Here is a 23684-nt window from a genome sequence, read left to right as displayed (position 1 = left end):
CGCTGGTCAACGCTCAGTTGCGGCGGGGCGCCAGTTGTCGTGGGTATAGAACTGTGAGTACCATTTGCGGAACTTGGCGAAGGGGCCATCGTTGTCGCACAGCAGCGGTTTCTCGAAATACTGCTTGTGGGCCCAGATGATGCGGTCCTCTTCCATCTGCCGGTAGATATCCTTGACGATGGCATCGGCGACGCCGCCCACTTGTTCCTTGCCGTCGACCTTCTTCTGGATAAAGGCGTAGAAGGCCCTGGAGTTTTCGCTGTCCACGGGGGTCAGGTTGGCCATCAGGACCGTGTCGCAGATGCCGCTGAAACGCACGGTTGCCTGCCCCGGCCCGGTACTCTTGTTGGCGATGATGCCGGTGACTTCACCGCGGGGCGTGGCCATTTTGCTGACCAGCCTGCCCGATCGGTAGACCCCGTCGAATTCCATGATGTCCGGTGTGGGAATATTCTGGGTGCCGTGCACATACAGGAAGTGGGCAGGGTCCACCGCGTTCTCGCCGATTTCCTGCATGTGGGTGCCGATGTCCCAGGTGTGGATCTTGAAGCTGCCCCACTCATCGTTGTCGGCGGCCGCTTCGGGAATTGCCTCCGGCTCAAAGTGCGGTTCCGCGCCTTCCGGGTGGTACCACACATAGATTACCTGGTTGAGTTCGCGCACGTGCCAGGGCCGAATTACCTGCTCGCCGCGAGCGATCTTCGGCGGCAGGTTGTTGGCGTAGGGCACATCCGTGCACTGACCGTCGCCGTTGTAGGCCCAACCGTGGAACGGGCAGACAATGGAGTCGCCGCGCACCTCGGAACCGCCGCCGGCCTGGCCGCGGATGCCGTAGCCGAGGTGGGCGCCCATGTGTGGGCAGTAGGCGTCGAGGACCTTCGCCTCGCCGCTCTCGGTGCGGAACAGTACCAGGTCGGTGGCGAAGTAACGCAGGGGCATGGACGCAGCCACCGCGAGGTCGTGCGAGTAGGCGACCTGGAACCAGCCGAGGGGAATTGGCATCGGAATACGTTGACTCATGGTGGGACACTCCCTGTAACTATCGTTGCGGTATTCGTGGGTACTCTACGGCAGGCCCTGAATGATTGGTATGACTTGCAAATTCCTGACGAAACGTTACCGGAGTAAATAATTATACCCGGGCGGCTATTCGGCTCTGCAGGGTCGCCAGCGGCCACTGCCACGGACGAGCCGCAGTTGACCCTGCGGGCCGCTGCTGCCTAAGCTGCCGCTCTTTCTTCATACCGTCTATCGAGGGCAGGCACATGAGATTGCAGGACAAGGTTGCGATTATTACCGGAGCGGGACAGGGTATCGGTGCCGCCACCGCCCTGCGCTTTGCCGAAGAGGGCGCCGCAGTCGTGCTGGCTGCGCGCAGCGAGGACAAGCTCGCCGCGGTCGCTGCCACGATTACGGCGGCGGGCGGACGGGCCCTGGTCTGCCCCACCGATATCGCCGACGAAGACGCAGTGCGCGCGCTGGTGGAAAAGACGGTAGCAACCTATGGGCGCCTCGATATCGTGGTCAACAATGCCGTGCTGATGGTGCCGGGCATGCTGGCCAATCACGATACCAAAGCGTGGCGGCAGAACTTCATTGTCTCCCTGGACGGCGCCATGTTCCTGATGCGCGAAGCCTATCCCCAGCTCAAGGCGAACCGCGGCGCGGTAGTGAATGTGTCTTCGGTCTGTGGCCTGCGCGGCTCTCCGGCAACGGCGGGCTACAGCGCCGCCAAGTCGGCGATGCTGGGCCTGTCGCGCAACGCGGCAATGGAGTGGGGCAAAAAGGGGATCCGGGTCAACACCGTCATTCCCGGCGCCTTCATGACGCCGCCCACGGCGGCAGTGCTGCCGGACGACGCCTCGCGCGAGGCCACGGCAAAGTCCATCCCCATCGGCCGCATTGGCGATCCGCGGGAGTGCGCCAATGCCATCCTGTTCCTCGCCAGCGAGGAGGCCTCCTACATCACCGGTGCGGAACTGGTGGTCGACGGTGGCCGGGTAGCGGAGCTGAACGCCGGCACGGCGAGCTGGGAGTAGGGTGATGACGGACGAGAGCCTGCTGCGGCGCCTGGACCGCCTGGAGTCGCTGGACGAAATACGGCAGCTGGTCGCCAAGTACTCCCTGTCCCTGGACATGCGCGACCTGGACGCCCACGTCAATCTGTTCGCGGAGGACATCCGCGTCAGCCGTGAGAAAGTCGGCCGCAGCCACTTGAAGCGCTGGCTGGACGATACCCTGCGCCTGCAGTTCACCGGCACTTCCCACCATATCGGCAATCACATCATTGAGTTCGATGATCCGGACCACGCCCATGGCGTGGTTTACTCCAAGAACGAGCACGAAACCGGCGACCAGTGGGTGATCATGCAGATGCTGTACTGGGACAACTACGAGCGGATTGACGGGCGCTGGTACTTCCGCCGTCGGCTGCCCTGCTACTGGTACGCCACTGACCTCAACAGTCCGCCCATCGGCGAGCACAAGATGCGCTGGCCCGACCGGGAGGCCTACGATGGCGCCTACCACGATCTGTGGCCCTCCTGGGCGGATTTCTGGGCCCATCCGCCGACCGCGGATGAACCCGAGGTGGCCGCGCCGGCGCCGCTGGAAGAGTTTCTCGCCACCATGCGCCGCGGCGCCCCCGAGCCGCGCATCCGCGTGCGCTGACACCTGTTACCCGATCGAGGATTACCACTGCTATGGATCTCCTGACACCACTGGAACTCGGCCACCTGCATTTGCGCAACCGCATTGTGATGGCCCCCATGACCCGCAGCCGCGCCGGCACCGATGCCGTGCCGACAGCGTTGATGACCGAGTACTACCGCCAGCGCGCCAGTGCCGGCATGATCATCAGCGAAGGGGTGGCGCCCAGTGCCAACGGCCTCGGCTACTGTCGCACGCCGGGTATCTACACCGCGGAACAGGTGGCGGCCTGGGGCGAGGTCACCGCCGCGGTACACGCCGCCGGCGGCTGTATTGTCGCGCAGATCATGCACGTGGGCCGGGTCGCCAGCCACTACAACAAACCCGCCGGCGCCGAGACCGTGGCGCCGTCCGCGATCACCGCCAAGGCCGAAATGTACACGGATGAGGCGGGCATGCAGCCCATGGACCCGCCCCGGGCGCTGGCGCTGGAGGAGATTGCTGGTGTTGTCGAGGAGTACCGCCAGGCCACGGCGAGCGCCCTTGCCGCCGGCTTCGACGGTGTCGAGCTGCATTGCACCAGCGGCTACCTGCCGGCCCAGTTCCTGTCCACCGGCAGCAACCGGCGCACGGATGCCTACGGCGGTTCGGTCGCCAATCGCGCGCGCTTTGTGCTGGAAGTGCTGGAGGCCATGACTGCCGAGGCCGGCGCCGGTCGGGTGGGCATGCGGATTTGCCCGGACAATGGCTTCAATGACCTGTCCGATGACAACCCGGAAGAAACCTTTGACTACCTGCTGGCGGCAGCGGCGAGGCTCGATCTGGCCTGGCTGCACGTGATCCGCATGCCCGCGGGCCGGGTCGACAACCTGGCGCTGGCGCGGCGCTATTTTGCCGACCGCCTGATTGCCAACGAGAGCTACAAGCTCGTGGAAGCCGAGCAGGCAGTGGCCTCAGGAGCGGTGGCGGCGGTGTCCTTCGGGCGACCGTTTATCGCCAACCCGGACCTGGTGGAGCGCTGGCAGCAGCGCCTGCCGCTGGCGAGGTTCGATCCCGGGACACTGTACATGCCCGGCCCGGAGGGCTACACCAGCTATCCGGCTGCTGCCGCCGAGCCTGGCGCGTAGGAGCGTACTGGCCCCGGCCAGCTCCTCTGTCCGCTGCGCGGCCATTCACCTTGTGGCCCAGGCCACCCTCTCTGTCCGCTGCGCGGCCATTCACCTTGTGGCCCAGGCCACCCTCTCTGTCCGCTGCGCGGCCATTCACCTTGTCCGTGCGCAATGAACTGTCTTGTTTTTTTGTAGCTTACAAGCTACATTTCGTGCATGCGATATCACATCCTCACCACGGAACACTTCAATCGCTGGTTGGCCCGAATCCGAGACCGCCAAGCAGCGAGGGCGATAGCTCAGCGGCTGGATCGTGCCGCTGCTGGCAATCTTGGGGATATCAAACCAGTGGGACAGGGCGTGAGTGAAATGAGGGTCTTCGCAGGTCCTGGCTACCGGCTTTACTTTTCGATCCGTGATGGCGAAATTATCATTTTGCTTTGCGGTGGTAAGAAATCCGGTCAGTCACGCGACATTGCCACTGCGCAGCGAATATTGAGTGAATTGGAGGTTTGAATCATGACTAAACTGACCGAATATAATCCTTTTGACCACTTGCTGGGAGAAGAGGAGCTTTCCCAATATCTGACCGATGCCTACGAAGATGATGACCCTGCCGTCTTTGTTGTGGCCCTGGGCCATGCCATCAAGCACAGGGGTGTAGCCCAGGTTGCTGAAGCAGCTGGGCTCAACCGAGAAAGTCTCTACAAAGTGATCAATGGCCAGGTGCAGCCGAAGTGGGACACCATCCACCGTCTGATGCGCGCGCTGGGTGTGCATTTTTCGGTCGCGGCTTAGGAGCCCACTGGCCCAGGCTAGCTCCTCTGTCCGCTGCGCGGCCATTCACCTTGTGGCCCAGGCCACCCTCTCTGTCCGCTGCGCGGCCATTCACCTTGTCCGTGCGTGATCGCCCGCAGAGCGGGCTCCTACAATGGCGCTACCTAACTGCGCCACCGCCGTCCACGGACAGGATCTGGCCGGTGATGAAGGAGGCGCGGTCGCTGCACAGGAAGGCGACTGCTTCGGCAACTTCTTCCGGCTCCCCGATGCGGTTCAGCACCGCCACGTTCTTCAATTGCTCTGCGACTTTCGGCTGTTCGGTGAAATACTTCTCCAGCCCCGGGGTGCGGATGACTCCCGGTGACACGGCGTTGATGCGGATGCCCTGGCCGCCGTACTCCGCGGCCGAGCTCTTGGTCAGGATGTTCACCCCACCCTTGGCAGCGGCGTAGGCCGTATTGAAGGCCTGGCCCTTGAGCGAGGCGTTGGAGGAGATGTTGACGATGGCGCCGCCCCCCGAGGCCAGGATCGCCGGAATCTCGTACTTCATGCACAGCCAGGTATTGGTCAGGCACATTTCCAGGGTCTGGTCGAAGACCTCGCGAGTGTACTCGTGGATGGGGCCGGAACCCCGGCTCAGGGCGGCGCTGTTACAGGCGATATCCAGCCGCCCCCAGGCACTGACGGCCGCAGCCACCATCGCCTTTACTGACGTTTCGTCGCTGACGTCGCCATGGACAAACAGGGCCTCGCCGCCCATTGCCGTTATGCCGGCAACGGTTTCCTCGCCGGATTCGGCATTGAAGTCAGCGACCACGACCCTGGCCCCTTCGCGGACGAAACACTGGGCGATAGCCCGCCCAATGCCCTGGCCGGCTCCGGTGACGATGCCGATCTTGCCCTCGAGAATACCCATGGCTTGCTCCTGTGTTCGCGGTGAATGGTGCGAATGGTAGCGCGAATGTGACGCCGCATCAGTGCCCCGGCGACAACATCCACAGCCGGGTACAACATGGCAGTATGGTCGCGGGAAAGCCTGCGAGGCGGCCCCCGCAGCCTGTGCTCGCCCTGTTGCGGCAGGGTCGGTAGCGGTATGCTTGAGGTCACATGAATGGCGGAGAGAGCTGATGAATTTGCAGGGAAAAGTGGCACTGGTGACCGGCGCCGGACAAGGGGTTGGCCAGGGCATTGCCCTGGCGCTGGCGGCGCAGGGTGCGCAAGTGGCTGTCAGCGGGCGCACCCTGGCCAAGCTGGAAGCGACGGCGGAACAGATCAGGGGACGCGGTGGCGAGGCACTGGCGGTGGTGTGCGAGGTGAAGTCCCCCGACTCGCTGCAGGCCTGTGTCGACGCCGTTATCGACCGCTGGGGGGCGCTCAATATTCTGGTCAACAACGCCCAGGAGGTGCCGCTGGGACGGCTGCTGGAAGTGACCGACGAGGCAGTGACCGCGGGCTGGGAGTCCGGCCCCATGGCAACCCTGCGCCTGATGAAACTGTGCTATCCCCACCTCAAGGGCGACGGAGTAATCATCAACCTGGGGAGCTCGGCAGCCAAGCGCTGGGACATGGCGGGTTACGGTGTCTACGCCGGAATCAAGGAGGCGATCCGCTCCCTGACCCGGGCCGCGGCCTGCGAGTGGGGCCCGGACAACATTCGCTGCAATGCTATCCTGCCGCACGCGCTGTCACCGGCGCTGGAGTGGTGGCTGCAGCGCGACCCGGCGGAGGCGGAGGCGTTTTTCGCCCAGATACCACAGCGCCGGATAGGTGATTGCGAGCAGGATATTGGCCGCTTTGTCGCCCTGCTGTGCTCCGAGGGTGCCGGCTACGTCAACGGCCAGAGTATTGCCCTGGACGGCGGTCAGGCGTTCCTGGGCTAAAACCGGTTCCGGGGCCGTCGGCTCAGCTCTGGTCAAACAGTGGCAGTATGATTTCCATCCGCAGGCCCGGATGGGTGTTGGTGGCGGTGATCCTGCCGCCGTGCTGGACGATGGCGCGGCGGGCGATCGCGAGGCCAAGGCCGTAGCCGCCGGTCTCCCGGGCGCGGGCACAATCCACCCGGTAGAATTCGTCGAATACCCGCTCCAGCTCGGCGACGGGAATTCCCGGCCCCTGATCCTGGATGGTCACCGTCAATGCGCCGCCGCTGGCGTGGGCAGCGACAGTGATCTCTGTGTCCGGCGGGCTGTAGTACAGGGCGTTGCGGACGACGTTGTCGAAGGCCTTGCGCAGGTACCCGCCGTCTCCCAGTACCAGCGCCTGTTTGCAGCCGCATTGCAGGTTTACCGCAATCCCGTTTTCGCGCCCCTCGAAGCTGGCGTCGGTGCACAGGTCCCGCAGCAGGGGCACGAGGTCAATGTGTTCGTCCATGCTGCTTGCACCGCCCTGGCTCCCCAGCAGTTCCGCAATCAGGTCGTCCAGGCGCGTGGCCTCGCGTTCAATCCGCTGCAGCTGCGGGGCGGCCGTGGCCGGGTTCTGCTCCGCCAGGGCCAATGCGACCCGCAGCCGGGCCAGCGGTGAGCGCAATTCATGGGACACGTCCACAAGCAGGCGTCGCTGGGTATCGATGCGCTGTTGCAGCTGCGACGCCATGCGGTTGAAATCCCGGGCCAGATCGTCGGTTTCATCGCCGCCCTGTTCACGCACCGCCAGGCGCACGGACAGGTCACCGGCGGCGAGCTTGCCCGCGGCCTGGCGCAGGCCGCCCAGGCGCCGGGTCAGCACTCGCGACAGCAGGTAGCACAGCAGGCCTGACACCAGTACCGCCAGTGCTACCCGCAACCACAGATTGCTGCCAAGGGCGTGCACCAGGCGCGAGCGGCTGGGCTTGAATACCAGTACCGAGCGCATTGGCCCCAGGTCCTCGCGATAGAGCTGATGCGCTACAAGTTGGTGCCCATCGTCGCGCAGGAAAGCGCGTCGGCCACTGTGATCCAGGCGCGCGGCCGCTGCCGCGACGTTTTCCGGCACGCGTCGGCCGAGCACATCCTCGCCGCTGGCATTCAGCAACCAGGCTTGCACCTTGTGTGCGCTCTGCGCTTCGGCGATGACCCGCGCCAGCTGCTTATCGGGCTGATTCTGGAGGTCGTACAGCAGGCGCATGACAAAGCGTGGCGGTCCGTCGCCGTGGCGCGTCCGGTTTTCATCCGGCAGCAGGGAGTCCAGATAGTGCCCGGCCAGCAACCAGCTGCCGAGCATGGCGATGGTAACCACCCAGAAACCGAGGAACACTTTCCCGAACAGGGAGGCTGTCGGCATCAGCTGTCTTCCGCGGCGGAGACAGTGAACTGGTAGCCCGCGCCGCGGATGCTGACAATCGGATTGTCGGCGCCGCAGGCGGCGAATTTCTTGCGGATCTTGCTGACATGGACATCGACACTGCGGTCATAGGCCGACAGCGGGCGGCCGAGGGCCTGGCGGCTCAGTGACTCCTTGTCCACCACGCTGCCGGCGTGGGTCAGCAATGTGAGCAGGATGTTGAACTCGGCGCTGGTCAGCTCGAGGTCCCGTTGATTCCAGGAGGCGCTGCGGTCGGCGCTGTTGAGATGAGTGAGACCCACCCGCAGCTCGGCATCCCTGCCGGGAACCGTGCCGCGTCCACGGCGCAGGATGGCGCGCAGCCGCGCCGCCAGCTCCCGCGGGTTGCAGGGTTTGGGCAGGTAATCGTCGGCGCCCAGTTCGAGGCCGATGATCCGGTCCGTATCCTCACCGCGGGCAGTCAGCATCAGCACCGGCGTGTCCAGTTGTTCGCGCAGCTTGCGCAACACTTCCAGACCCTGCACGCCCGGCAGCATGATATCCAGGATGATTGCGTCAAATGCCTCCTGCCGACAGCGTTGCAGGGCTTCGCGCCCGTCGTGACAGCTGGCCACGACAAAGCCCTCCAGCTGCAGGAACTCCCGCAGCAGGGCGCACAGTTCGCGGTCGTCATCAATGATCAACAGGGACTCTGCCATGGCCGCCGTTCTGGTTTTGCAGTCGCCTGTAGTGTGGGGTTATCGAGGTGGAAAAGCCATGCTGTGATAACCGGCGGCTACGCTTCTTTACAGTTATTAACCCTTGTACGGCTCACCCTTACCGGAATTCTGTCCATACTGTTCCTGTGTTCAGCCAACCGGAGAGATTCCATGCAAACACCTAAACTGACAGTTTTTCGCGCCGGTGCCCTGGCGCTGGTCCTTGCCACTGCCGCCGTTGCCGGCCCGGTCTCGGCATGGCCGGGCGGGGAGGGTGCTTCCGAGGGCATGTTGGGTAAAATGAGCCGTCACCTGGACCTGAGTGAAGAGCAGCAGGCCAGCGTTGCCGAACTGATGTCCGAGGCTCGCGCAGCGGGCGCCGCGGACCATGAGCGCATGCGGGAAATCAAGCAGCAGCTGCGGGCACAGGTCGGCAGCTTCGATGCTGACGCCACCCGGGCCCTGGCCGATGAGCTGGGCCAGATCACGGCGCGCAGCAGCTACCGCATGACCGCAACCCGCGCTGCAGTGCACGCGCTGCTGGATGAGGATCAACGCGGCAAGCTCGAAGCCATGGAAGCGCAGCGTGGGGAGCACGGGCGCAAACACGGCAAGAAATCTGCCGGGCAAGGTGGCAAGCAGGAGCGTCGCGGCCTGGAAGCCAGCGACAGCTGAGCGCCGGGGCTACTGCCCAGCGAGCCGGGTCCGGCCCCTCAGGCCGGCCTCGGGTCGCATTGCATTGTGTGGCGGCAGCCCTAGAGGACCTCGATCTTCAGGCCCAGCTCGGATACTGCGGAGCCCAGCGCTTGCTGCTGTTTGCGGCTGGTCACGACCGCGGTGCTGGCCCTGGCCGGGTCCAGATAGCGGTCGCAAACCTGCCGCAGATCTTCCAGGGTTACGCCCAGGATGGCGCGGCGGAAGGCTTCCCGCTGTTCGTGGCTGCGACCGAATAGGCGCTGATAGAAATGCTGTCGCGCTTCGCCCGCGGGGGAGGCGGGCTTGTCCAGGCTGCCTATCACGCCCAGCACCGCTTCCTCCAGCGCGCTGTCCTGGTGGCGGGACTCCAGCATCCAGGCAATGGCGCGGTCAAAGTCTGCCAGCGTGTCCAGCAATCGCGGATCGCGGTAGGAATAGAAACGGAACGCAGCAATGCCGGAATCCTGGCTGGCGCCGCCGCCATAGGCTCCACCCTGCTCGCGGATACTGCGGTGCAGAAAGCCGTTGCGCATGAAGCCGCCGAGCACGGTCAAGGCCGCTGCATCCGGGTGGCCGACAGGTACCGTGGGATAGGCCCGGGCACAGAAGTTGACCTGGGTGTTGGCGATCCACAGCTCGCGGCGCGCTTCGCGTACGGGCTCTGCACTGAACGGAGTCCCGCTGGAATCCGGGTGGGCGGTGGCGCCCCAGGCTGACAGTGCCTGCCGACTGACCGCGTCGATAGCGTGCTCATCCGCGATAGCCAGCAACTGCGGTGGCATGCCGGTGACAGCGCGATGAATGTCCTGCAGGCAACCGATAAAGTCCTGCAGGCTGCTGTCGCTGGCCAGGCTGTCATCCAGGGCTTTCAGGGAGCGGATCCCCTCCAGGCCCCCGAGCTGGTTGTTGATCCGTGCCAGCGGGCTCATGCCGGCACTGGCGGCCGTCATGGCGAGCCCGTGACCATTGCCGGTGACAGACTGTTCCCGTCGCGCCCGGGCCTGTGCTACCAGTTCCCGCAGGCGTCCGCGTTCATCGAAACGGACCCGCTGCAAGCTGTCCTGCATCAGTGCGATCTGGGCTTCGCTGTTGCGTGCCAGCGCCTTGGAGGAGAGGGTGAAATACCCCTGCAGCTGCTGCTCGTCATCCACCGCGCTGCGCAGGGAGGTGGCAGCGCCGATGCTGCCGACGGTCGCGGCCTGGCGGTGCTGTACGGCGAGGTAGTCCTCGCTGCCGAGGCCGACCTCGGTCAGGACCCGCGTGTACAGTGGCAACAGGCCAATTGTGGCAGTATCCAGTGCCGGCAGCGGGCTGACCAGTTGCTGGTACACCAGGCCATTGGTGCCCTGGCGGTAGGTGGTCAGGGTCAGGCCATCCTGTTGCTGCTCGCGGAATTCGAGTTCAGGCAGACTGGCGGGCACGTCGGCCAGGGTAACCTTGGGCAGGATACTCATGTCCCCGGTCTGCTGCTGGCGCTGCTCCAGCTTCTGCGCCAGCTCGATCACACCCTGCTTGTCGACTTCGCTCATGCCAGCCTTGAGGGCCGCCAGCCGTTCTGCTTCCGCCGCCAGCCGCCGCGCCGACAGCCCGGTGTCCGGTGTCATGACCAGCGTGACGCGGTGCGGATTGTCGAGCAGCAGTCGCCGGGCCAGCTCCTTGATGTAGTCCGGGTTGCGTATGTTCTCCTGCAGCGTGGCCAGCACCGGGTCCAGGTCCAGTACCGTGACCGGGTCCGCATGGTGGGTGGCGGGGCTCAGGGCCTGCAAGATAATTTGCAGACCGTAGGGAAAGCCATCGCCGCTGATTTCCCGTTGGTGTAATTCCAGCTGGTGCAGCACAGCCTCCAGTTGTGCCGGCGCCACACCCTCCCGGGCCACGGTTTCGATCACCCCGAGTACCAGTGCTTCCAGGGCATCGGCGGAGTCTGCCTCGCCACCTTCAATGCCACAGCTGAAGACCATCTCGCGCTGGGAGTCCTCAAGCCCGCAGAGGGGGGAGGGGGCCTGGCCGAGGGTGGTGGTTTCCAGCGCATGCATCAGCGGTGAGGCGCTGTTGTCGAGCAACACGCTGGTCAGCAGCTGCGCTTCCAGCAGTTGCTGCAAGTCGGTACTTTCTCCCAGCAGCCAGCCGATGACGATGTGCGTCTTGCGCGCGGTATCGCCGGAATCATCGAGGGCATAGGGGCGCTCGACCCGGCGCGGCTCGCTGTAGCGGCGCTCCAGCGGCACTTCGATACGTTCCGGCAGGCGCTGGAAGTGCTGCAGGGCAAGGTCCTCGAACACGGCCTGGTGCTCGTGGGCCGGTATGTCACCGAAAGTCATGAAGATGGCGTTGCTGGGATGATAGTGACTCTGGTAGAAAGCCTTTAATTGCGCATAGCTCAGATCGGGTATCTGCTCGGGATCGCCGCCACTGTCGTAGTGGTAGGTCGTGGTGGGGAACAGGTGCTCGCACAAAGTCTGCCACAGGGTGCTGGGCACTGAACTTCTGGCACCTTTCATTTCATTGAATACCACGCCCTTGAATACCAGCTCGCTGTCCGGGTTGCCGGGTTCGGCAAATTCTACCCGGTGGCCCTCCTGGGCGAAGTCCAGCGGGTCAAGGCGCGAGAAAAAGACCGCGTCCAGGTAGACATCCAGCAGGTTGGCAAAGTCCTTGCGGTTCTGGCTGGCAAAGGGGTAGGCGGTCCAGTCGCTGCTGGTAAAGGCATTCATGAAAGTGTTCAGTGAGCGCCGCAGCATCATGAAGAACGGGTCCCGTACCGGGTAGCGTTCGCTGCCGCAGAGGGCAGTGTGCTCAAGGATGTGGGCGACGCCGGTGGAGTCCGTCGGTACCGTGCGCAACGCCACCAGGAACACATTCTCGCTGCTGTCTGCAGCCAGGTGGTAATGCATCGCGCCGGTGACCTGGTGCTGGTACTGATCCACCCGCAATTGCAGGGACTCGATTTCGTGGCTGCGCAGCAGGCGAAAGGCGGCATGGCTGACGGCTGCCGGGGTAATCTGGTTCATGCTGGTCCTGATTGGTCGCAAGTGAGGGCCGTATTCTAGCGCGATTCCGCCGTCCCTGCTGCGGCGGGCACCAGTTCAATGCGGTAGAGCCAGGGCCAGTTCTTGCCGGTCACCCAGAGTCCGCCGTCCGCGGGGTTGCGGGCGATGCCGTTGAGTACGTCAGTATTCGGGCGCTGTTCCGACGACGGCAGCAGGCCGCTGAGGTCAACGCTGGCGGTCACCTCGCCGCTGTCGGGATCAATGATTACGATGCTGTCCGTTTGCCAGACATTGGCCCAGACCTTGCCGTCAATCCATTCCAGCTCGTTCAGGCGCGCGATGGCTCGACCCTGCTGGGTGACGGCAACGCTGCGCAGGTGGCGCCCATTGTCAGGGTTGAGGAAATGCAGATGGTGACTGCCATCGCTGTAAATCAGCTCGCGGCCGTTGTCGGTGAGGCCCCAGCCCTCGCCGCGGAGGGTAAATACGGCGGCGGGGCTCAGATCCTGCCGCGTATAGACCAGCATGCGCCGGGCGCGCCAGGTCAGCTGGAACACCCTGTCGTCGAAGACTGTGAGGCCCTCCCCGAACAGGCGCGGGTGCAGGTGTCGCTGATCCAGCAGTTCACCGTCTGCAAACCGGTAGCGGAGCAGGCGCGACTGGCCGTAGAGACCGGTGCTGAGATACAAGTGACCGTCCACAATCTGCAGACCCTGAACAAAGCTGTTGGCAACAAGGGGCTTTTGTTCCAGCACTCGATAGCTGAACTGCTCCACTGCCGCAGTCGGCGTGGCCAGCAGCCACAACAGCAATCCGCAGCACACGAACGACCTGTTCAAATGCGGTTTCTCCCGAGATCGCGAATGATAAAGCGTGCCGGCGCCAGTGCTCTCGCCAGCTCCGGCTCCAGTGGCAGCGGCTCCGCACATATCTGGCTCGCCAGCAGTTCCGCCGCCAGCGGTGTCGAGGTGAGCCCGCGAGAGCCGTGCGCGGTGTTCAGGTACAGCCCCGGCAGATACCTGCCGGCTCGCGGAATGTCGGTGCGGGCGTTGTCCCGCAGCCGGGCATAGTCACGAACAAATGCGTCGCGATCCGGCACCGGCCCTGCCAGCGGCAGATAATCCGGGCTGGCGCAGCGCCAACCCGTTCTCCCGGGCAGGTCAGTGTCTGCAAGGTCCGCCAAAGATGCCGCCACTGCGGGCAGCGCTGCTGCCAGCTGTTCGAGGTTTTGGACCCGATCGCGACACCGCAGTTCCGGATCCGTGTCGTCCGGTGTAAAGCTGGCGCCGATACAGTGTCCCTCGGTGGTCGCCGGGGCGATGTAGCCGCTGTGACAGAGGACCGAGCGCAATGCCACCAGCGCGGGCAGCGGTGGCAACTGGGTGGTCTGGCCACGGATGGCGCGGAGTGGCAGCCAGTCGAGCGAGGCCAGTTCGCCGCACTGTGTGCCCGCGGCCACTACCGCGACTGACGCACGGGCCAGCGTGCCCTCAGCGCCCAGGGCTTGCCAGGCATCGTCCACCCTCTGCAGGCGGATTGGACCGCAGCCCTCGCGCAGGGTTATCAACGGATGCCGCAGCAGATGACGGCACAGCGCCGGTGGGGACATCCAGCCCGAGTTCGGGTACCAGTAACCGGCGCTGTCCTGGGCGATACCCAGTACGGCTGCGGCGCTGTCGGCGTCCAGTACCTGCGCCAGTTGCGGCAGCGCCTGCAGCAGCGGTGCCATGCGCGCGAGTTCTTCGGAGTTGGCGACCTGGTGAAAGCTGCCGCACAGTTCACCGTCCGTGCCCGGGACCAGACTGCCGGCGCTGAAGCCCGCGCGGTACTGCCGGCTGGCGAAGTCGAAGCTGGCGAGGGCAAAGTCCGTCAGGGGCGAATGGCGGTGAGACAGGCGGGTGTAGAGCACGCCCTGGGCATTGCCCGAGGCTTCGGCTGCCACCGCGCCCCGGTCCAGCAGCGTGGCCTGGATCCCGCGGCGAGCGAGGGCGGCGGCGGTGTGGCAGCCCGCGAGCCCGGCGCCGATGATCAGCACCTCCGCAGGAGTTTCCTGTTCGGGACAGGCAAGGTCCCAGGGCGTACCCTGCAAGGGTGGCAAGGGCGGACGGCTGCTGAGTTGCCCGCACATCTGCTGCCGCTTGGGGCCGAAACCGGGAACCTTGCGCAGTGTAAAACCGGCCGCCGCCAGGCCACGACTTACCGCGCTGGCGGCGGTGAAGGTAGCGAATGTTGCTTGCGGGCGGCTGAGTGCCGCGACTTTCGGCCACAGTTCCGGTCGCCACATGGCGGCGTTGCGCGCCGGGGCAAAGCCGTCCAGGTACCAGGCATCCACCAGTGGCCTGCGATGGTGGCCGAGATCGTCCAGCACCGCTTCGATATCGCCCCACCACAGGTCCAGGGTCACCTCGTCTGCAGTGAACAGGGCCCGGTGTACCCCGGGCAGTGGCTGCGGATACTGTGCCAGCAGTTCCGTCAGCAGGGGCGCCAGTTCTGGCCACGCGGCTCCCGCCCGTTGCAGGTCCGCGCGTGCCAGCGGGAATTTCTCCAACGCCAGGTAGTGCAATCGTCGTGGTCCATGGGGCGCCCTGGTGCGGGCCCGCCATGCCTGCCAGGTGAGGAGGAAGTTGAGCCCGGTGCCGAAACCGGTTTCGGCCACGACAAACCGGTCTGCGCGCTGTCTCTGCCAACGTTCCGGCAGGTCATTGCCGGCGAGATACACATGGCGGCCCTCTGCCAGGCCATTGTCACTGGAGTAGTAGAAGTCATCGAAGCTCTCTGAAAATGGCGTGTCCTCTCCCCGCCAGCGCAGTGAGGGACCGGGCAAGGCCTGCCACGGCGTGTTGGCGCGCTGCATGTCCCTGTCCTGTCAACCGGCGACGCTGTAGCCGCCGTCGATTGGCAGGGTCTGCCCGGTGATCCAGCTGGCCTGGGCGCTGCTCAGGAACAGTACCGCCCCGGCCACATCCCCGGGGACGCCATGGCGGCCCAGTGGCGTGCGGGCCAGAGTCGGCGCTGACCACTCCGGGTTGGCGATGGTCGCCGAGGTCATGCGGCTCTCGCACAGCCCCACGGCGACACAGTTGGCGCGAATGCCCAGAGCGCCCCATTCCATCGCCATTGCCCGGGTTGCACCCAGCAGGCCGGTCTTGCCGGCACCGTAGCCAGGAAGCATGCCGATCCCGAAGTAGGAGGTCATGGAGGCAACGCCGATGACAGAGCCACCGCCGGCAAGCCCGCTCGCCCGCAGCGCATCGCGGCAGCCCCGGGCCAGGCGAAAGCCCGACACCAGGTGGATGTTGATGGCGCGCGCGAAGTTGTCCGGATCCCATTCGTCGAGGCCCATGGCGGGCAGTGCGATGCCGGCATTGTTGACCAGCACATCCAGCTCCGTCTGCGCCTGGGCCACTGCATCGATCTGCGCCATGTCTTCCAGGTCAAGCTGGAGGTAGCGATAGCCGGAGAGGTCCGCGTCGTAGCCGGTCGCGTCGGCCCGGGTGCCGGTGATAGTGACTTCGGCACCTGCCGCCAGATAGGCCGCGGCGATGCCGGCGCCAATGCCGCTGGTGCCACCCGTCACCAGTACTCTGGCGCCGCTGAAATCGAAGTTCGCTGCATTGCTGGTCATGGTTGTGCTCTTGTTCTGATGGGGTTGTCGTGGGGGTATGCCGCCGCAAGAGACTAGCAGATCGCTCCCCGGGGAGCCATTGCCCCTGGCGGAGAGGCTGGCGTGGGGGGCCGATGCTGGTTTTTGCCGTGGGCAGGCAGTAGACTTGCGCCCCTTGATGTGAGAGGGCATTCCATGGCGCAGAACCAGAGTCAAACCATCCCCCGGGACAAGTTCCTGACTATCGCCGTCAACCTGCTGTACAAGGCATTCCTGGAAAGCCGGCGCGCCGAGGCCAAGAATGTGTTTCGCGACATGGCTGCCGGCAGGTCGGTGCATCTGACTAATGTGCAGATGGAGGATCGCTCCCAGGTCCGGTTCGATGTTGCCCTGGATCACACCGAGTTTCGCGGCAAGCTGAATTTTGGCGCTTTCCGCAGCAGCCTGGCAATGCTGGTGGCGCAACTCAGTGATGCCCTGCGGGCGGAGAAGGACATCAAGGTGTTTTCGGACGAGAACAACCCCGACAACGTCATTTTCGGGCTGACGGCCGCCACCGAAGAGGACGGCGAAGTCAACGTCATGGTGCTGGGGGTCGATTCCAGTGAAACCCGGGGCTCGATTGAGCTGCGCCTGCAGTACCTGGACCCGGAACAGTTTGCCCCGGAGTCTGAAGTCGCGCCGGCATCGCCCCAGGCCTGACTTCCCGGTGGCGGCCTGGCCTCAGCCGGGCGCCGCGGCAATCGTCACCGTTTCCCGTTCCGCCGGCGCAATCACCTCGGCGGTGCCGGTAACCACCTTCTTTCCGTGCTGATTGAGGACCAGGCAGTCCAGGGTCACCTGGCGCCGCCGCGGTTCCTTGTTCGCCACCGTGAGTTGCACTGTCAGGGTGTCGCCGATTTTCACCGGCAGCCGGAATGCCAGCGACTGGCCCAGGTAAATGGTGCCCGGCCCCGGCATTTGCATGGCCAGGACGGCGGAAATCAGCCCGCCGCTGAACATGCCGTGGGCGATGCAGCCGCCGAAGCGGGTGCTGGCGGCGTAGGCCGGATCCAGGTGCAGCGGATTGTGGTCGCCCGAGGCGGCGGCGAACAGGCGCACGTCCTCCATGGTGACCGTGCGGCTGCTCTCCGCCCGCTGGCCGATACTGAGTTCGTCGAAAGTGTGGTTGCGTACCTCGGGCATGTTGGGGACCTGCGGGGATTGTTGAAAGCGCGATGATACCTTAGTGTAGCGGTCCCCAAATACCCTGAAGTCCAGCCCGCAGGAGCATAGCAATGCCGGAAGCGGTGGCTCGCGCCATTCCGCCGATCACTTTTCCCCCGGAACTGCCTGTGGTGCAGCGCCGGGAGGACATTGCCGCGGCGATCAGCACCCACCAGGTGGTGATCATTGCCGGCGAGACCGGTTCCGGCAAGACCACCCAGATCCCCAAGATCTGTCTGCAACTGGGGCGCGGTCGCGAGGCCCGCATCGGTCATACCCAGCCGCGGCGGCTGGCGGCGCGAACGGTCGCCCAGCGCATCTCCGACGAGCTGCAGGTGCCGCTGGGGGAGACAGTGGGCTACCAGGTGCGGTTCACTGACCAGGTGTCCGACGCCTCCGCGATCAAGCTGATGACAGACGGCATCCTGTTGGCGGAAATCCGCCACGACCGGCTCCTGCGCCAGTACGATACGATTATTATCGACGAGGCTCACGAGCGCAGCCTCAACATCGACTTCCTGCTTGGCTATCTGAAACAGCTGTTGCCCAGGCGCCCGGACCTGAAACTGGTCATCACCTCCGCCACCATCGACGTCGACAGCTTTTCCCGCCATTTTGACGATGCACCCGTTATCGAGGTGTCGGGTCGCAGCTACCCGGTGGAGACGGTCTACCTGGATCCCGCAGAGGACCGGGACCTGGGGTTGCAGGAGCAGATCGTGGGCCTGGTCGGTGACATCGAGGCGGGTCGCTTCGGTGAGCGCGGCGATATTCTGGTGTTCCTGCCCGGTGAGCGCGATATTCGCGAGCTGGCCCGGCAGTTGCGTGGCCAGGAGCGGCTGGAAGTGCTGCCGCTCTACGCCCGCCTGACCCAGGCTGAACAGAACCGCGTGTTCGATCTCAAGCGCAGGCGGGGCATGCGGGTGGTTCTGGCCACCAACGTGGCTGAAACCTCCGTGACCGTGCCCGGCATCCGCTACGTGATTGATCCGGGTGAGGCCCGGATCAGCCGCTACAGTTTCCGCACCAAGGTGCAGCGGCTGCCCATTGAGCCCATCTCCCAGGCCAGTGCCAACCAGCGCCAGGGTCGCTGTGGCCGCATCGCCGCCGGCGTCTGCATTCGCCTTTATACCGAAGCCGATTTCCGCTCGCGGCCGGAATTTACCGACCCGGAAATTCTCCGTACCAGCCTGGCGGCGGTCATCCTGCAGATGCTGCAGCTGGGCCTGGGCGAGTTGCAGCGTTTCCCTTTTATCAACCCGCCGGACCCGCGCATGGTGCGCGACGGCTACAAGCTGCTGCAGGAGCTTGGGGCGGTGACCGCTCGCGGCAAGCTCACCGCGGTGGGCAAGCGCATGGCGCGGCTGCCGGTGGATCCGCGGCTGGCGCGTATGGTACTGGCAGCACAGGATCAGGGCAGCCTGGACGAGGTGCTGGTGATTGCGGCGGCGCTGGCGATCCAGGACCCGCGCGAGCGGCCCGCGGACAAGCAGGCCCAGGCGGACCAGATGCACGCGCGCTTTCGCCATCCACGCTCGGACTTCATGGCCTGGCTGGCGCTGTGGCGTTACTATGAAGAACAGCGCCAGGCCCTGAGCCAGAGTCAGCTGCGCAAGCTTTGTCAGCGCGAGTTCCTCTCTTTCCTGCGCCTGCGCGAATGGCGCGACATGCACGCGCAGCTGCGGATCAGCTGTCGCCAGCTGGGCCTGCATCCAGCGGCCTCGCTACCCGCGGTGGAAGAGGAGAGCTACGACGCGGTGCACAGGGCTCTGCTGGCGGGATTGCTCTCGAACGTTGCCCAGCACCAGGAGGATCGCGAGTACCTGGGCAGCCGCAATCGCAAGCTGCAGATCTTCCCCGGCTCCGCCCTGGGGCGGCAGCGTCCGAAGTGGCTGGTAGCGGCGGAAATTGTGGAAACCTCGAAGGTCTTTGCGCGCACGGTCGGCACCATCGATCCGGCGTGGGTGCTGGACATCAACCCCGAGTTGCTCAAGTTTCACCACTACGAGCCGCGCTGGGAGGCGCGCCAGGGACGGGCCATGGCCTGGGAGCGGGTTACCCTCTACGGGCTGACCGTGGCGGACAAGCGGCCGGTGCATTACGGGCCAATCAATCCGGCAGAATCCAGGGAGCTGCTGATACGGGAGGGCCTGATTGCCGGGCGTTTCCCGCGCCACCCCGGATTCCTGAAACACAACCTGAAGCTCCTGCGCTCCCTGGAGGACCTTGAGGCCAAGGCCCGACGCCGGGATCTGCTGGCGGATGAGCAGGTCCTGTTTGCCTTCTACGACGAGCGGTTGCCTGCGGACATCACTACCGCAGACCGCCTGCGTGCCTGGCTGGCGGCCACGGAGGGAGCGGATGCCAGTCTGCGGGTGCCTCGCGAACGGCTGCTCGCCAGGGACCCGGGTTCAGGCCTGGGACAGCAATTCCCGGACCGGCTCAGCTGGGGCGACACGGAATTCCGCCTCAGCTACCAGTTCGAGCCGGGTCAGGCGACAGACGGCGTCTCGGTGACGGTGCCCGTGGGTCTGCTGAATCGGGTGCCCCGGTTTCGCTTCGAGTGGCTGGTGCCCGGGCTGCTGCGGGACAAGTGTATTGCGCTGGTGAAGGGATTGCCCAAGGACAAGCGCAAGCAGCTGGTGCCAGTGCCGGACACGGTGGATCGCGCCCTGGCGCTGCTGGAGCCGGCGGATGAGGATCTTTGCCTCGCGCTGGCGCGGGTATTGTCCCGGCTGGGCGGGGTCACCGTGCAGGCGCAGGACCTGCAGATCGAAAAGCTCGACCCCTTCTACCGGATGAATATCCGGGTGGTCGATGCCGATGGCAAACTGCTGAACCAGGGCCGGGATCTGGCGGCTCTGGTGCACGAGTTCCGCAGCGACACCCGCCAGACCATCACCTCGGCCAGTGCCGACAGTCCCGCCCGCGAAGGACTCACCAGCTGGACGATCGGCGCGCTCCCCGAGGAGTGGCGTTTCCGCCAGGCTGGCACCGAGATCGCCGCCTGGCCGGCGCTGGTGGACAAGGGTGAATCGGTGGCGGTGGAATTGTGCGATTATCCCGGTCAGGCGCTGTTGCAGCACAGGCTGGGGGTGCTGCGGCTGCTGCGGCTGCAACAAAAGCAGCAGGTCAAGTTTCTGCGCAAGCAGCTGCTGCTGGGCAACGAGACCAGCCTGCTGCTGGCGGCGGCGGGGCAGGAACGGGTGCCGCTGGTCGATGACCTGATTGATGCGGCCTGGGTCCAGGTGGCAGAGCTCAACGATGCCTTGCCGCGGGATGAGCCCGGCTTCCAGGCACTGCTGGCGCGCAGTGGCAAGGTGACGGGGCGGGCCACGGAGCTGGAACGCAATCTGTTGAGCGCCCTGAAGCCGCTGGCGGAGATACAGCCACTACTGGCCCGCTATACCGGTGCATCCTGGGCCGCGGCGCTCGACGACATGCGCCAGCAACTGGCGGCGCTGTGGCAGCCCGGGTTCCAGCGCGATACCCCGGAGGACTGGCTGGCCCAGTACCCACGCTACATGAAAGCCCTGCAACAGCGCCTGGAGCGGCTCAATGGCCAGCTACCCCGGGACACCAGCCAACGCGAAATGTTGCAGCGCCTGGCGTCTCCCCTGCACGAAGCCTGCGCCCGACGGCCGGGACTGCTGGCCCTGTGCGCACCGGCGCGGCAATACCGCTGGATGCTGGAGGAGTTCCGGGTGTCGCTGTATGCCCAGCAATTGGGTACCCGGGTGCCGGTCTCGGACAAGCGCCTGCAGGAGCAGTGGCAGGCAGTACAGGCCTGGCTCGACGCTCATCCAGACGGTGGCCTGGTCGCCTGATTTGTGAAATAGTGCCAATGTGCAGTTGGGCGCAGGGAACCTTCCTCGTCAATACTGAGTCAGAACACAGGTGGTCGGCGCATCGCGTCGTCGCCGGCTTTGTTTGCAGTTACGTCCATTCCAAAAAAGGATATTGATTATGGCACAAGCAAAAAAACCCCTCGCGCTCGCGCTCGGCGCAGCTTTTCTGGCCAGCTCGGTCGTACCCATGGCATCTGCGGAAGCCAACCCGTTTGCGGCGGAACAGCTCAATACCGGCTACAACCTCGCAAACTATGGCTCTCACGGTGAAGGCGACCACGAAGGCAAGTGTGGCGAAGGCAAGTGCGGCGAGAAGGAAGGCGAAGGCAAGTGCGGTGAAGGCAAGTGCGGTGAAAAAGATGGCGAAGGCAAGGACGGCGAAGGCAAGTGTGGTGAAGGGAAGTGCGGCGGCGCCTGATGCCGTGCAGTAACACCGAGCCCGCAGGAGCGGGCCTGGGATTGCGGCGGGCCCTGCTGGGTCCGTTGCTTTCAGCGGACCAGGGAGCGGTCGATTTTCTGGAGGTGGCGCCGGAGAACTGGATTCGCGTCGGCGGCCGCTATGGCCGCCAGTTCCGCGAACTGGTGCAGCGCTGCCCGCTGGTATTTCACGGCCTGTCCCTGGACATTGGCGGGCCGGACCCACTCGACAAGGAATTGTTGCGCGCCGTGCGTGCGCTCATGGATGAACTGGGAGTCAGCCTGTACAGCGAACACCTGAGCTGGTGCGCCGCTGAAGGGCACCTGTACGATCTGCTGCCGATACCTTTTACCGATGAGGCTGTGCGCCATGTCGCCGAGCGCGTGCAGCAGGTACAGGATGTCATCGGTGCCCCCATCGCGCTGGAGAATGCCTCCTACTACGCCCAGCCCCACGCTGCCATGAGTGAACTGGAATTCATCAACGCAGTGGTCGCAGCCTCGGGCTGTGATCTGTTGCTGGACGTCAACAACATTTACGTCAACAGTATCAACCACGGTTACGAGGCATCCGCTTTTCTGCGCGGCCTGCCCCTGGAGCGGGTGCGCTATGTTCACGTAGCCGGTCACTACGACGAAGCGCCTGACCTCAAGGTAGACACTCACGGCGCCGACGTCATCGATCCGGTGTGGAATCTTCTGGCCGAGGCCTATGACCTGCTCGGGCCGGTGCCGACCCTACTGGAGCGCGACTTTAACCTGCCGCCCCTGCCGCAGCTGCTGCAGGAGGTGGCGCAGATCCGGCGCTTGCAGGCCCGGTACGGTGTGGACAGTGTCGAGGTGCGGGCGCATGGCTGAGCTGCGCAGCAGTCAGTTGGCACTGGCGGACTACCTGCGCAACCCCGAGTTGCTGCCACCGCCGGCGGGTGTTGAAGGTCGTCGCCTGAAGATCTACCAGGACCTGATCTACAACAATATCGAAAGCTTTGTCAGTAACGGTTTCCCGGTGCTGCGGAGCCTGTACAGCGATGGGGCCTGGCACGGCCTGGTGCGTCAGTTCATTGACGGTCACCGCTGCCACACACCCTACTTCCTTGAGATCAGCCAGGAGTTCCTGCGCTTCCTGCTGGAGCGCCACCGGCCCGGGCCGGAAGATCCGCCATTCATTGCCGAGCTGGCTCACTACGAGTGGGTGGAACTGGCACTGTCCGTGGCGGAGGAGGATCTGCCCCCGGCGGCGGTCGCGGCAGACCCGATGCAAGCGGTAGTGCGGCTGTCACCGCTGGCCTGGGTGCTGGCCTACAGTTTCCCGGTACATCGGATCGGAGCGGACTACCGCCCCTCTGGGCCCGGTGAGCCGGTATACCTGGTGGTCTACCGCGACCGCGAGGATGTCGTCCGTTTCATGGCGCTCAATGCCGCGACGGCACGTCTGCTGGAGCTGGCCCGCGACAACCAGGCTGGCACTGGTGCCGAGCTGTTGGGGCAGCTGGCAGCGGAGCTAAACATGGACCAGGAAGCGGTAGTCGGCTTTGGCAGTGCGCAGCTGGCAGATTTTGCCAGCCGGACTGTCGTAATGCTGAACTGATACAAGCCAACTTTTGCCCCTCTGCCCATGTTGCTCACTCTGTCGCACAAGCGTAACATTTCGCCACTTTTTCCCGACACCGGCACTGCCATGAAATTGCTGCGACCGACACTCGGCCTTCTCTGCCTGCTGCTGTTTGCTCCTGCGATGGCCCAGGATGCGGTCAACCCCGATCCGTGGGAGGGTCTCAATCGGCCCATATTCGAGTTCAACGAACGCCTGGACCAGTACCTGTTGAAACCAGTGGCCAAAGGTTACCAGGCGGTATTGCCCGACCCGGCAGAAAGAGGCGTAAGCAATTTCTTCAGCAACCTGCGCGATGCCAACTCCACCATCAACGCGGTTCTGCAGGGCCGCCCGGGCGGCGCCGCTCGCGCTGGCAGCCGCTTCCTGCTCAATTCGACCATCGGCGTGCTGGGGCTGTTTGACGTTGCCAGCCGCATGGGTGTCGAACCCTACCGCACGGATTTTGGCCACACCCTGGCGATCTGGGGGCTGCCTCCCGGGCCTTTCCTGATGGTGCCGATGTTGGGTCCGCGCACCGTGCGCAGTGGCACGGGTACGGTGTTTGATGCATTCACCTCGGTGGAAGTGACTATTGATGATGTCAGGCTTCGCAACTCCCTGTTCGGGCTCGAACTGATCGATACCCGGGCCAGGCTGCTCAAGGCTGAAGAATTGATGTCAGGCGATCGCTACATTTTCGTCCGCGATGCCTATCTGCAGCAGCGCCGTGCGCTGGTGAACGACGGTGTGCTGGAAGACAATTTTTCCGACTTTGGCGACGCTGACTGGGACGAGGACTTTTGAGCCGCGTGCGCTGTTTTCACGCTTGTGGCAA

At 64.7% G+C, this 23684-nt stretch carries 22 protein-coding genes; 13 read left to right on the top strand and 9 right to left on the bottom strand.

All coding sequences use genetic code 11. The features are described 5' to 3' along the window. Nucleotides 1–6 precede the first annotated feature (6 nt). A complete protein-coding gene (locus tag RLO07_RS04210; protein WP_462290881.1) occupies nucleotides 7–1020 on the bottom strand; it encodes a Rieske 2Fe-2S domain-containing protein in 1014 nt (337 codons plus the stop codon). Nucleotides 1021–1265: 245 nt separating this feature from the next. Here RLO07_RS04210 and RLO07_RS04205 point away from each other — a divergent pair, with 245 nt between their 5' ends. From RLO07_RS04205 to RLO07_RS04185, 5 genes are all read left to right on the top strand, one after another. Next, nucleotides 1266–2039 (top strand): SDR family NAD(P)-dependent oxidoreductase, encoded by a 774-nt coding sequence (locus tag RLO07_RS04205; protein WP_462290880.1) that lies wholly within the window; start codon nucleotides 1266–1268, stop codon nucleotides 2037–2039. Between the two features lie 4 nt (nucleotides 2040–2043). Then, on the top strand, nucleotides 2044–2670 hold the full coding sequence (locus RLO07_RS04200; protein WP_462290879.1) for a nuclear transport factor 2 family protein: 627 nt from the start codon (nucleotides 2044–2046) through the stop codon (nucleotides 2668–2670). A gap of 32 nt (nucleotides 2671–2702) precedes the next feature. Beyond that, nucleotides 2703–3776 carry an alkene reductase gene (locus RLO07_RS04195; RefSeq protein ID WP_462290878.1) on the top strand — a complete coding sequence of 358 codons (1074 nt, stop codon included), beginning with the start codon at nucleotides 2703–2705 and terminating at the stop codon, nucleotides 3774–3776. A gap of 198 nt (nucleotides 3777–3974) precedes the next feature. Continuing rightward, the gene (locus RLO07_RS04190) at nucleotides 3975–4274 is read left to right on the top strand and encodes a type II toxin-antitoxin system RelE/ParE family toxin (RefSeq protein ID WP_462290877.1); all 300 of its coding nucleotides are present in this window, start codon (nucleotides 3975–3977) and stop codon (nucleotides 4272–4274) included. Between the two features lie 3 nt (nucleotides 4275–4277). Further along, a complete protein-coding gene (locus RLO07_RS04185; RefSeq protein ID WP_462290876.1) occupies nucleotides 4278–4556 on the top strand; it encodes an addiction module antidote protein in 279 nt (92 codons plus the stop codon). Nucleotides 4557–4695: 139 nt separating this feature from the next. On the opposite strand, the gene RLO07_RS04180 is transcribed toward RLO07_RS04185, so the two are convergent. Next, nucleotides 4696–5454: an SDR family NAD(P)-dependent oxidoreductase gene (locus RLO07_RS04180; protein WP_462290875.1), complete on the bottom strand. Its 759-nt coding sequence runs from the start codon at nucleotides 5452–5454 to the stop codon at nucleotides 4696–4698. Between the two features lie 211 nt (nucleotides 5455–5665). Here RLO07_RS04180 and RLO07_RS04175 point away from each other — a divergent pair, with 211 nt between their 5' ends. Then, nucleotides 5666–6418: an SDR family NAD(P)-dependent oxidoreductase gene (locus RLO07_RS04175; protein ID WP_462290874.1), complete on the top strand. Its 753-nt coding sequence runs from the start codon at nucleotides 5666–5668 to the stop codon at nucleotides 6416–6418. 22 nt (nucleotides 6419–6440) lie between these two features. Here RLO07_RS04175 and RLO07_RS04170 read toward each other — a convergent pair whose 3' ends face one another. Both RLO07_RS04170 and RLO07_RS04165 read right to left on the bottom strand, forming a co-directional pair. Continuing rightward, nucleotides 6441–7796 (bottom strand): ATP-binding protein, encoded by a 1356-nt coding sequence (locus RLO07_RS04170; protein WP_462290873.1) that lies wholly within the window; start codon nucleotides 7794–7796, stop codon nucleotides 6441–6443. Then, entirely contained in the window at nucleotides 7796–8494 is a 699-nt protein-coding gene (locus RLO07_RS04165) for a response regulator transcription factor (protein WP_462290872.1), read from the bottom strand. The genes RLO07_RS04170 and RLO07_RS04165 overlap by 1 nt, the downstream gene beginning before the upstream one ends. Nucleotides 8495–8665: 171 nt before the next feature. On the opposite strand from RLO07_RS04165, the gene RLO07_RS04160 reads away from it, so the two are divergent. Then, nucleotides 8666–9169, top strand: a complete 504-nt coding sequence (locus RLO07_RS04160; protein WP_462290871.1) for a Spy/CpxP family protein refolding chaperone — start codon at nucleotides 8666–8668, stop codon at nucleotides 9167–9169. Nucleotides 9170–9249: 80 nt separating this feature from the next. On the opposite strand, the gene RLO07_RS04155 is transcribed toward RLO07_RS04160, so the two are convergent. The 4 genes from RLO07_RS04155 to RLO07_RS04140 are packed head-to-tail and all read right to left on the bottom strand — an operon-like array spanning nucleotide 9250 to nucleotide 15805. Further along, nucleotides 9250–12201: an insulinase family protein gene (locus RLO07_RS04155; protein WP_462290870.1), complete on the bottom strand. Its 2952-nt coding sequence runs from the start codon at nucleotides 12199–12201 to the stop codon at nucleotides 9250–9252. A 35-nt stretch (nucleotides 12202–12236) separates the two neighbouring features. Beyond that, nucleotides 12237–13019 carry a glutaminyl-peptide cyclotransferase gene (locus RLO07_RS04150; protein ID WP_462290869.1) on the bottom strand — a complete coding sequence of 261 codons (783 nt, stop codon included), beginning with the start codon at nucleotides 13017–13019 and terminating at the stop codon, nucleotides 12237–12239. Beyond that, entirely contained in the window at nucleotides 13016–15034 is a 2019-nt protein-coding gene (gene mnmC / locus RLO07_RS04145; RefSeq protein WP_462290868.1) for a bifunctional tRNA (5-methylaminomethyl-2-thiouridine)(34)-methyltransferase MnmC2/FAD-dependent 5-carboxymethylaminomethyl-2-thiouridine(34) oxidoreductase MnmC1, read from the bottom strand. The genes RLO07_RS04150 and mnmC overlap by 4 nt, the downstream gene beginning before the upstream one ends. A gap of 12 nt (nucleotides 15035–15046) precedes the next feature. Next, nucleotides 15047–15805 (bottom strand): SDR family NAD(P)-dependent oxidoreductase, encoded by a 759-nt coding sequence (locus RLO07_RS04140; RefSeq protein WP_462290867.1) that lies wholly within the window; start codon nucleotides 15803–15805, stop codon nucleotides 15047–15049. 174 nt (nucleotides 15806–15979) lie between these two features. Between RLO07_RS04140 and RLO07_RS04135 the strand changes: the two genes are divergently transcribed. After that, nucleotides 15980–16486 (top strand): hypothetical protein, encoded by a 507-nt coding sequence (locus RLO07_RS04135; RefSeq protein WP_462290866.1) that lies wholly within the window; start codon nucleotides 15980–15982, stop codon nucleotides 16484–16486. Between the two features lie 21 nt (nucleotides 16487–16507). On the opposite strand, the gene RLO07_RS04130 is transcribed toward RLO07_RS04135, so the two are convergent. Beyond that, nucleotides 16508–16969, bottom strand: a complete 462-nt coding sequence (locus tag RLO07_RS04130; protein WP_462290865.1) for a MaoC/PaaZ C-terminal domain-containing protein — start codon at nucleotides 16967–16969, stop codon at nucleotides 16508–16510. 92 nt (nucleotides 16970–17061) lie between these two features. Here RLO07_RS04130 and hrpA point away from each other — a divergent pair, with 92 nt between their 5' ends. The 5 genes from hrpA (at nucleotide 17062) to RLO07_RS04105 (ending at nucleotide 23653) form a co-directional block, all read left to right on the top strand. After that, entirely contained in the window at nucleotides 17062–20817 is a 3756-nt protein-coding gene (gene hrpA / locus RLO07_RS04125; protein ID WP_462290864.1) for an ATP-dependent RNA helicase HrpA, read from the top strand. A gap of 139 nt (nucleotides 20818–20956) precedes the next feature. After that, nucleotides 20957–21256 carry an HvfA family oxazolone/thioamide-modified RiPP metallophore gene (locus RLO07_RS04120; protein WP_462290863.1) on the top strand — a complete coding sequence of 100 codons (300 nt, stop codon included), beginning with the start codon at nucleotides 20957–20959 and terminating at the stop codon, nucleotides 21254–21256. Beyond that, the gene (locus tag RLO07_RS04115; RefSeq protein ID WP_462290862.1) at nucleotides 21256–22113 is read left to right on the top strand and encodes an HvfB family MNIO-type RiPP peptide maturase; all 858 of its coding nucleotides are present in this window, start codon (nucleotides 21256–21258) and stop codon (nucleotides 22111–22113) included. The genes RLO07_RS04120 and RLO07_RS04115 overlap by 1 nt, the downstream gene beginning before the upstream one ends. Beyond that, nucleotides 22106–22843 carry an HvfC family RiPP maturation protein gene (locus tag RLO07_RS04110; protein ID WP_462290861.1) on the top strand — a complete coding sequence of 246 codons (738 nt, stop codon included), beginning with the start codon at nucleotides 22106–22108 and terminating at the stop codon, nucleotides 22841–22843. Before RLO07_RS04115 ends, RLO07_RS04110 begins: the two co-directional genes overlap by 8 nt. Nucleotides 22844–22933: 90 nt before the next feature. Continuing rightward, entirely contained in the window at nucleotides 22934–23653 is a 720-nt protein-coding gene (locus tag RLO07_RS04105) for an MlaA family lipoprotein (RefSeq protein ID WP_462290860.1), read from the top strand. Nucleotides 23654–23684 lie beyond the last annotated feature (31 nt).

The sequence above is a fragment of the Haliea sp. genome, assembly GCF_040221975.1.
Taxonomy (GTDB): Bacteria; Pseudomonadota; Gammaproteobacteria; order Pseudomonadales; family Halieaceae; genus Haliea.
Note: the sequence above shows the minus strand (reverse complement) of the source record. Positions and strands in the feature narration are given on the sequence as shown.

Coding starts and splice junctions, on each gene's coding strand:
- RLO07_RS04210 (WP_462290881.1), bottom strand. CDS start 1,020: ATGAGTCAACGTATTCCGATGCCAATTCCCCTCGGCTGGTTCCAGGTC.
- RLO07_RS04185 (WP_462290876.1), top strand. CDS start 4,278: ATGACTAAACTGACCGAATATAATCCTTTTGACCACTTGCTGGGAGAA.
- RLO07_RS04175 (WP_462290874.1), top strand. CDS start 5,666: ATGAATTTGCAGGGAAAAGTGGCACTGGTGACCGGCGCCGGACAAGGG.
- RLO07_RS04190 (WP_462290877.1), top strand. CDS start 3,975: ATGCGATATCACATCCTCACCACGGAACACTTCAATCGCTGGTTGGCC.
- RLO07_RS04110 (WP_462290861.1), top strand. CDS start 22,106: ATGGCTGAGCTGCGCAGCAGTCAGTTGGCACTGGCGGACTACCTGCGC.
- RLO07_RS04115 (WP_462290862.1), top strand. CDS start 21,256: ATGCCGTGCAGTAACACCGAGCCCGCAGGAGCGGGCCTGGGATTGCGG.
- mnmC (WP_462290868.1), bottom strand. CDS start 15,034: ATGCAGCGCGCCAACACGCCGTGGCAGGCCTTGCCCGGTCCCTCACTG.
- RLO07_RS04140 (WP_462290867.1), bottom strand. CDS start 15,805: ATGACCAGCAATGCAGCGAACTTCGATTTCAGCGGCGCCAGAGTACTG.
- RLO07_RS04120 (WP_462290863.1), top strand. CDS start 20,957: ATGGCACAAGCAAAAAAACCCCTCGCGCTCGCGCTCGGCGCAGCTTTT.
- RLO07_RS04200 (WP_462290879.1), top strand. CDS start 2,044: ATGACGGACGAGAGCCTGCTGCGGCGCCTGGACCGCCTGGAGTCGCTG.
- RLO07_RS04165 (WP_462290872.1), bottom strand. CDS start 8,494: ATGGCAGAGTCCCTGTTGATCATTGATGACGACCGCGAACTGTGCGCC.
- RLO07_RS04130 (WP_462290865.1), bottom strand. CDS start 16,969: ATGCCCGAGGTACGCAACCACACTTTCGACGAACTCAGTATCGGCCAG.
- RLO07_RS04195 (WP_462290878.1), top strand. CDS start 2,703: ATGGATCTCCTGACACCACTGGAACTCGGCCACCTGCATTTGCGCAAC.
- RLO07_RS04170 (WP_462290873.1), bottom strand. CDS start 7,796: ATGCCGACAGCCTCCCTGTTCGGGAAAGTGTTCCTCGGTTTCTGGGTG.
- RLO07_RS04135 (WP_462290866.1), top strand. CDS start 15,980: ATGGCGCAGAACCAGAGTCAAACCATCCCCCGGGACAAGTTCCTGACT.
- RLO07_RS04180 (WP_462290875.1), bottom strand. CDS start 5,454: ATGGGTATTCTCGAGGGCAAGATCGGCATCGTCACCGGAGCCGGCCAG.
- RLO07_RS04155 (WP_462290870.1), bottom strand. CDS start 12,201: ATGAACCAGATTACCCCGGCAGCCGTCAGCCATGCCGCCTTTCGCCTG.
- hrpA (WP_462290864.1), top strand. CDS start 17,062: ATGCCGGAAGCGGTGGCTCGCGCCATTCCGCCGATCACTTTTCCCCCG.
- RLO07_RS04205 (WP_462290880.1), top strand. CDS start 1,266: ATGAGATTGCAGGACAAGGTTGCGATTATTACCGGAGCGGGACAGGGT.
- RLO07_RS04160 (WP_462290871.1), top strand. CDS start 8,666: ATGCAAACACCTAAACTGACAGTTTTTCGCGCCGGTGCCCTGGCGCTG.
- RLO07_RS04105 (WP_462290860.1), top strand. CDS start 22,934: ATGAAATTGCTGCGACCGACACTCGGCCTTCTCTGCCTGCTGCTGTTT.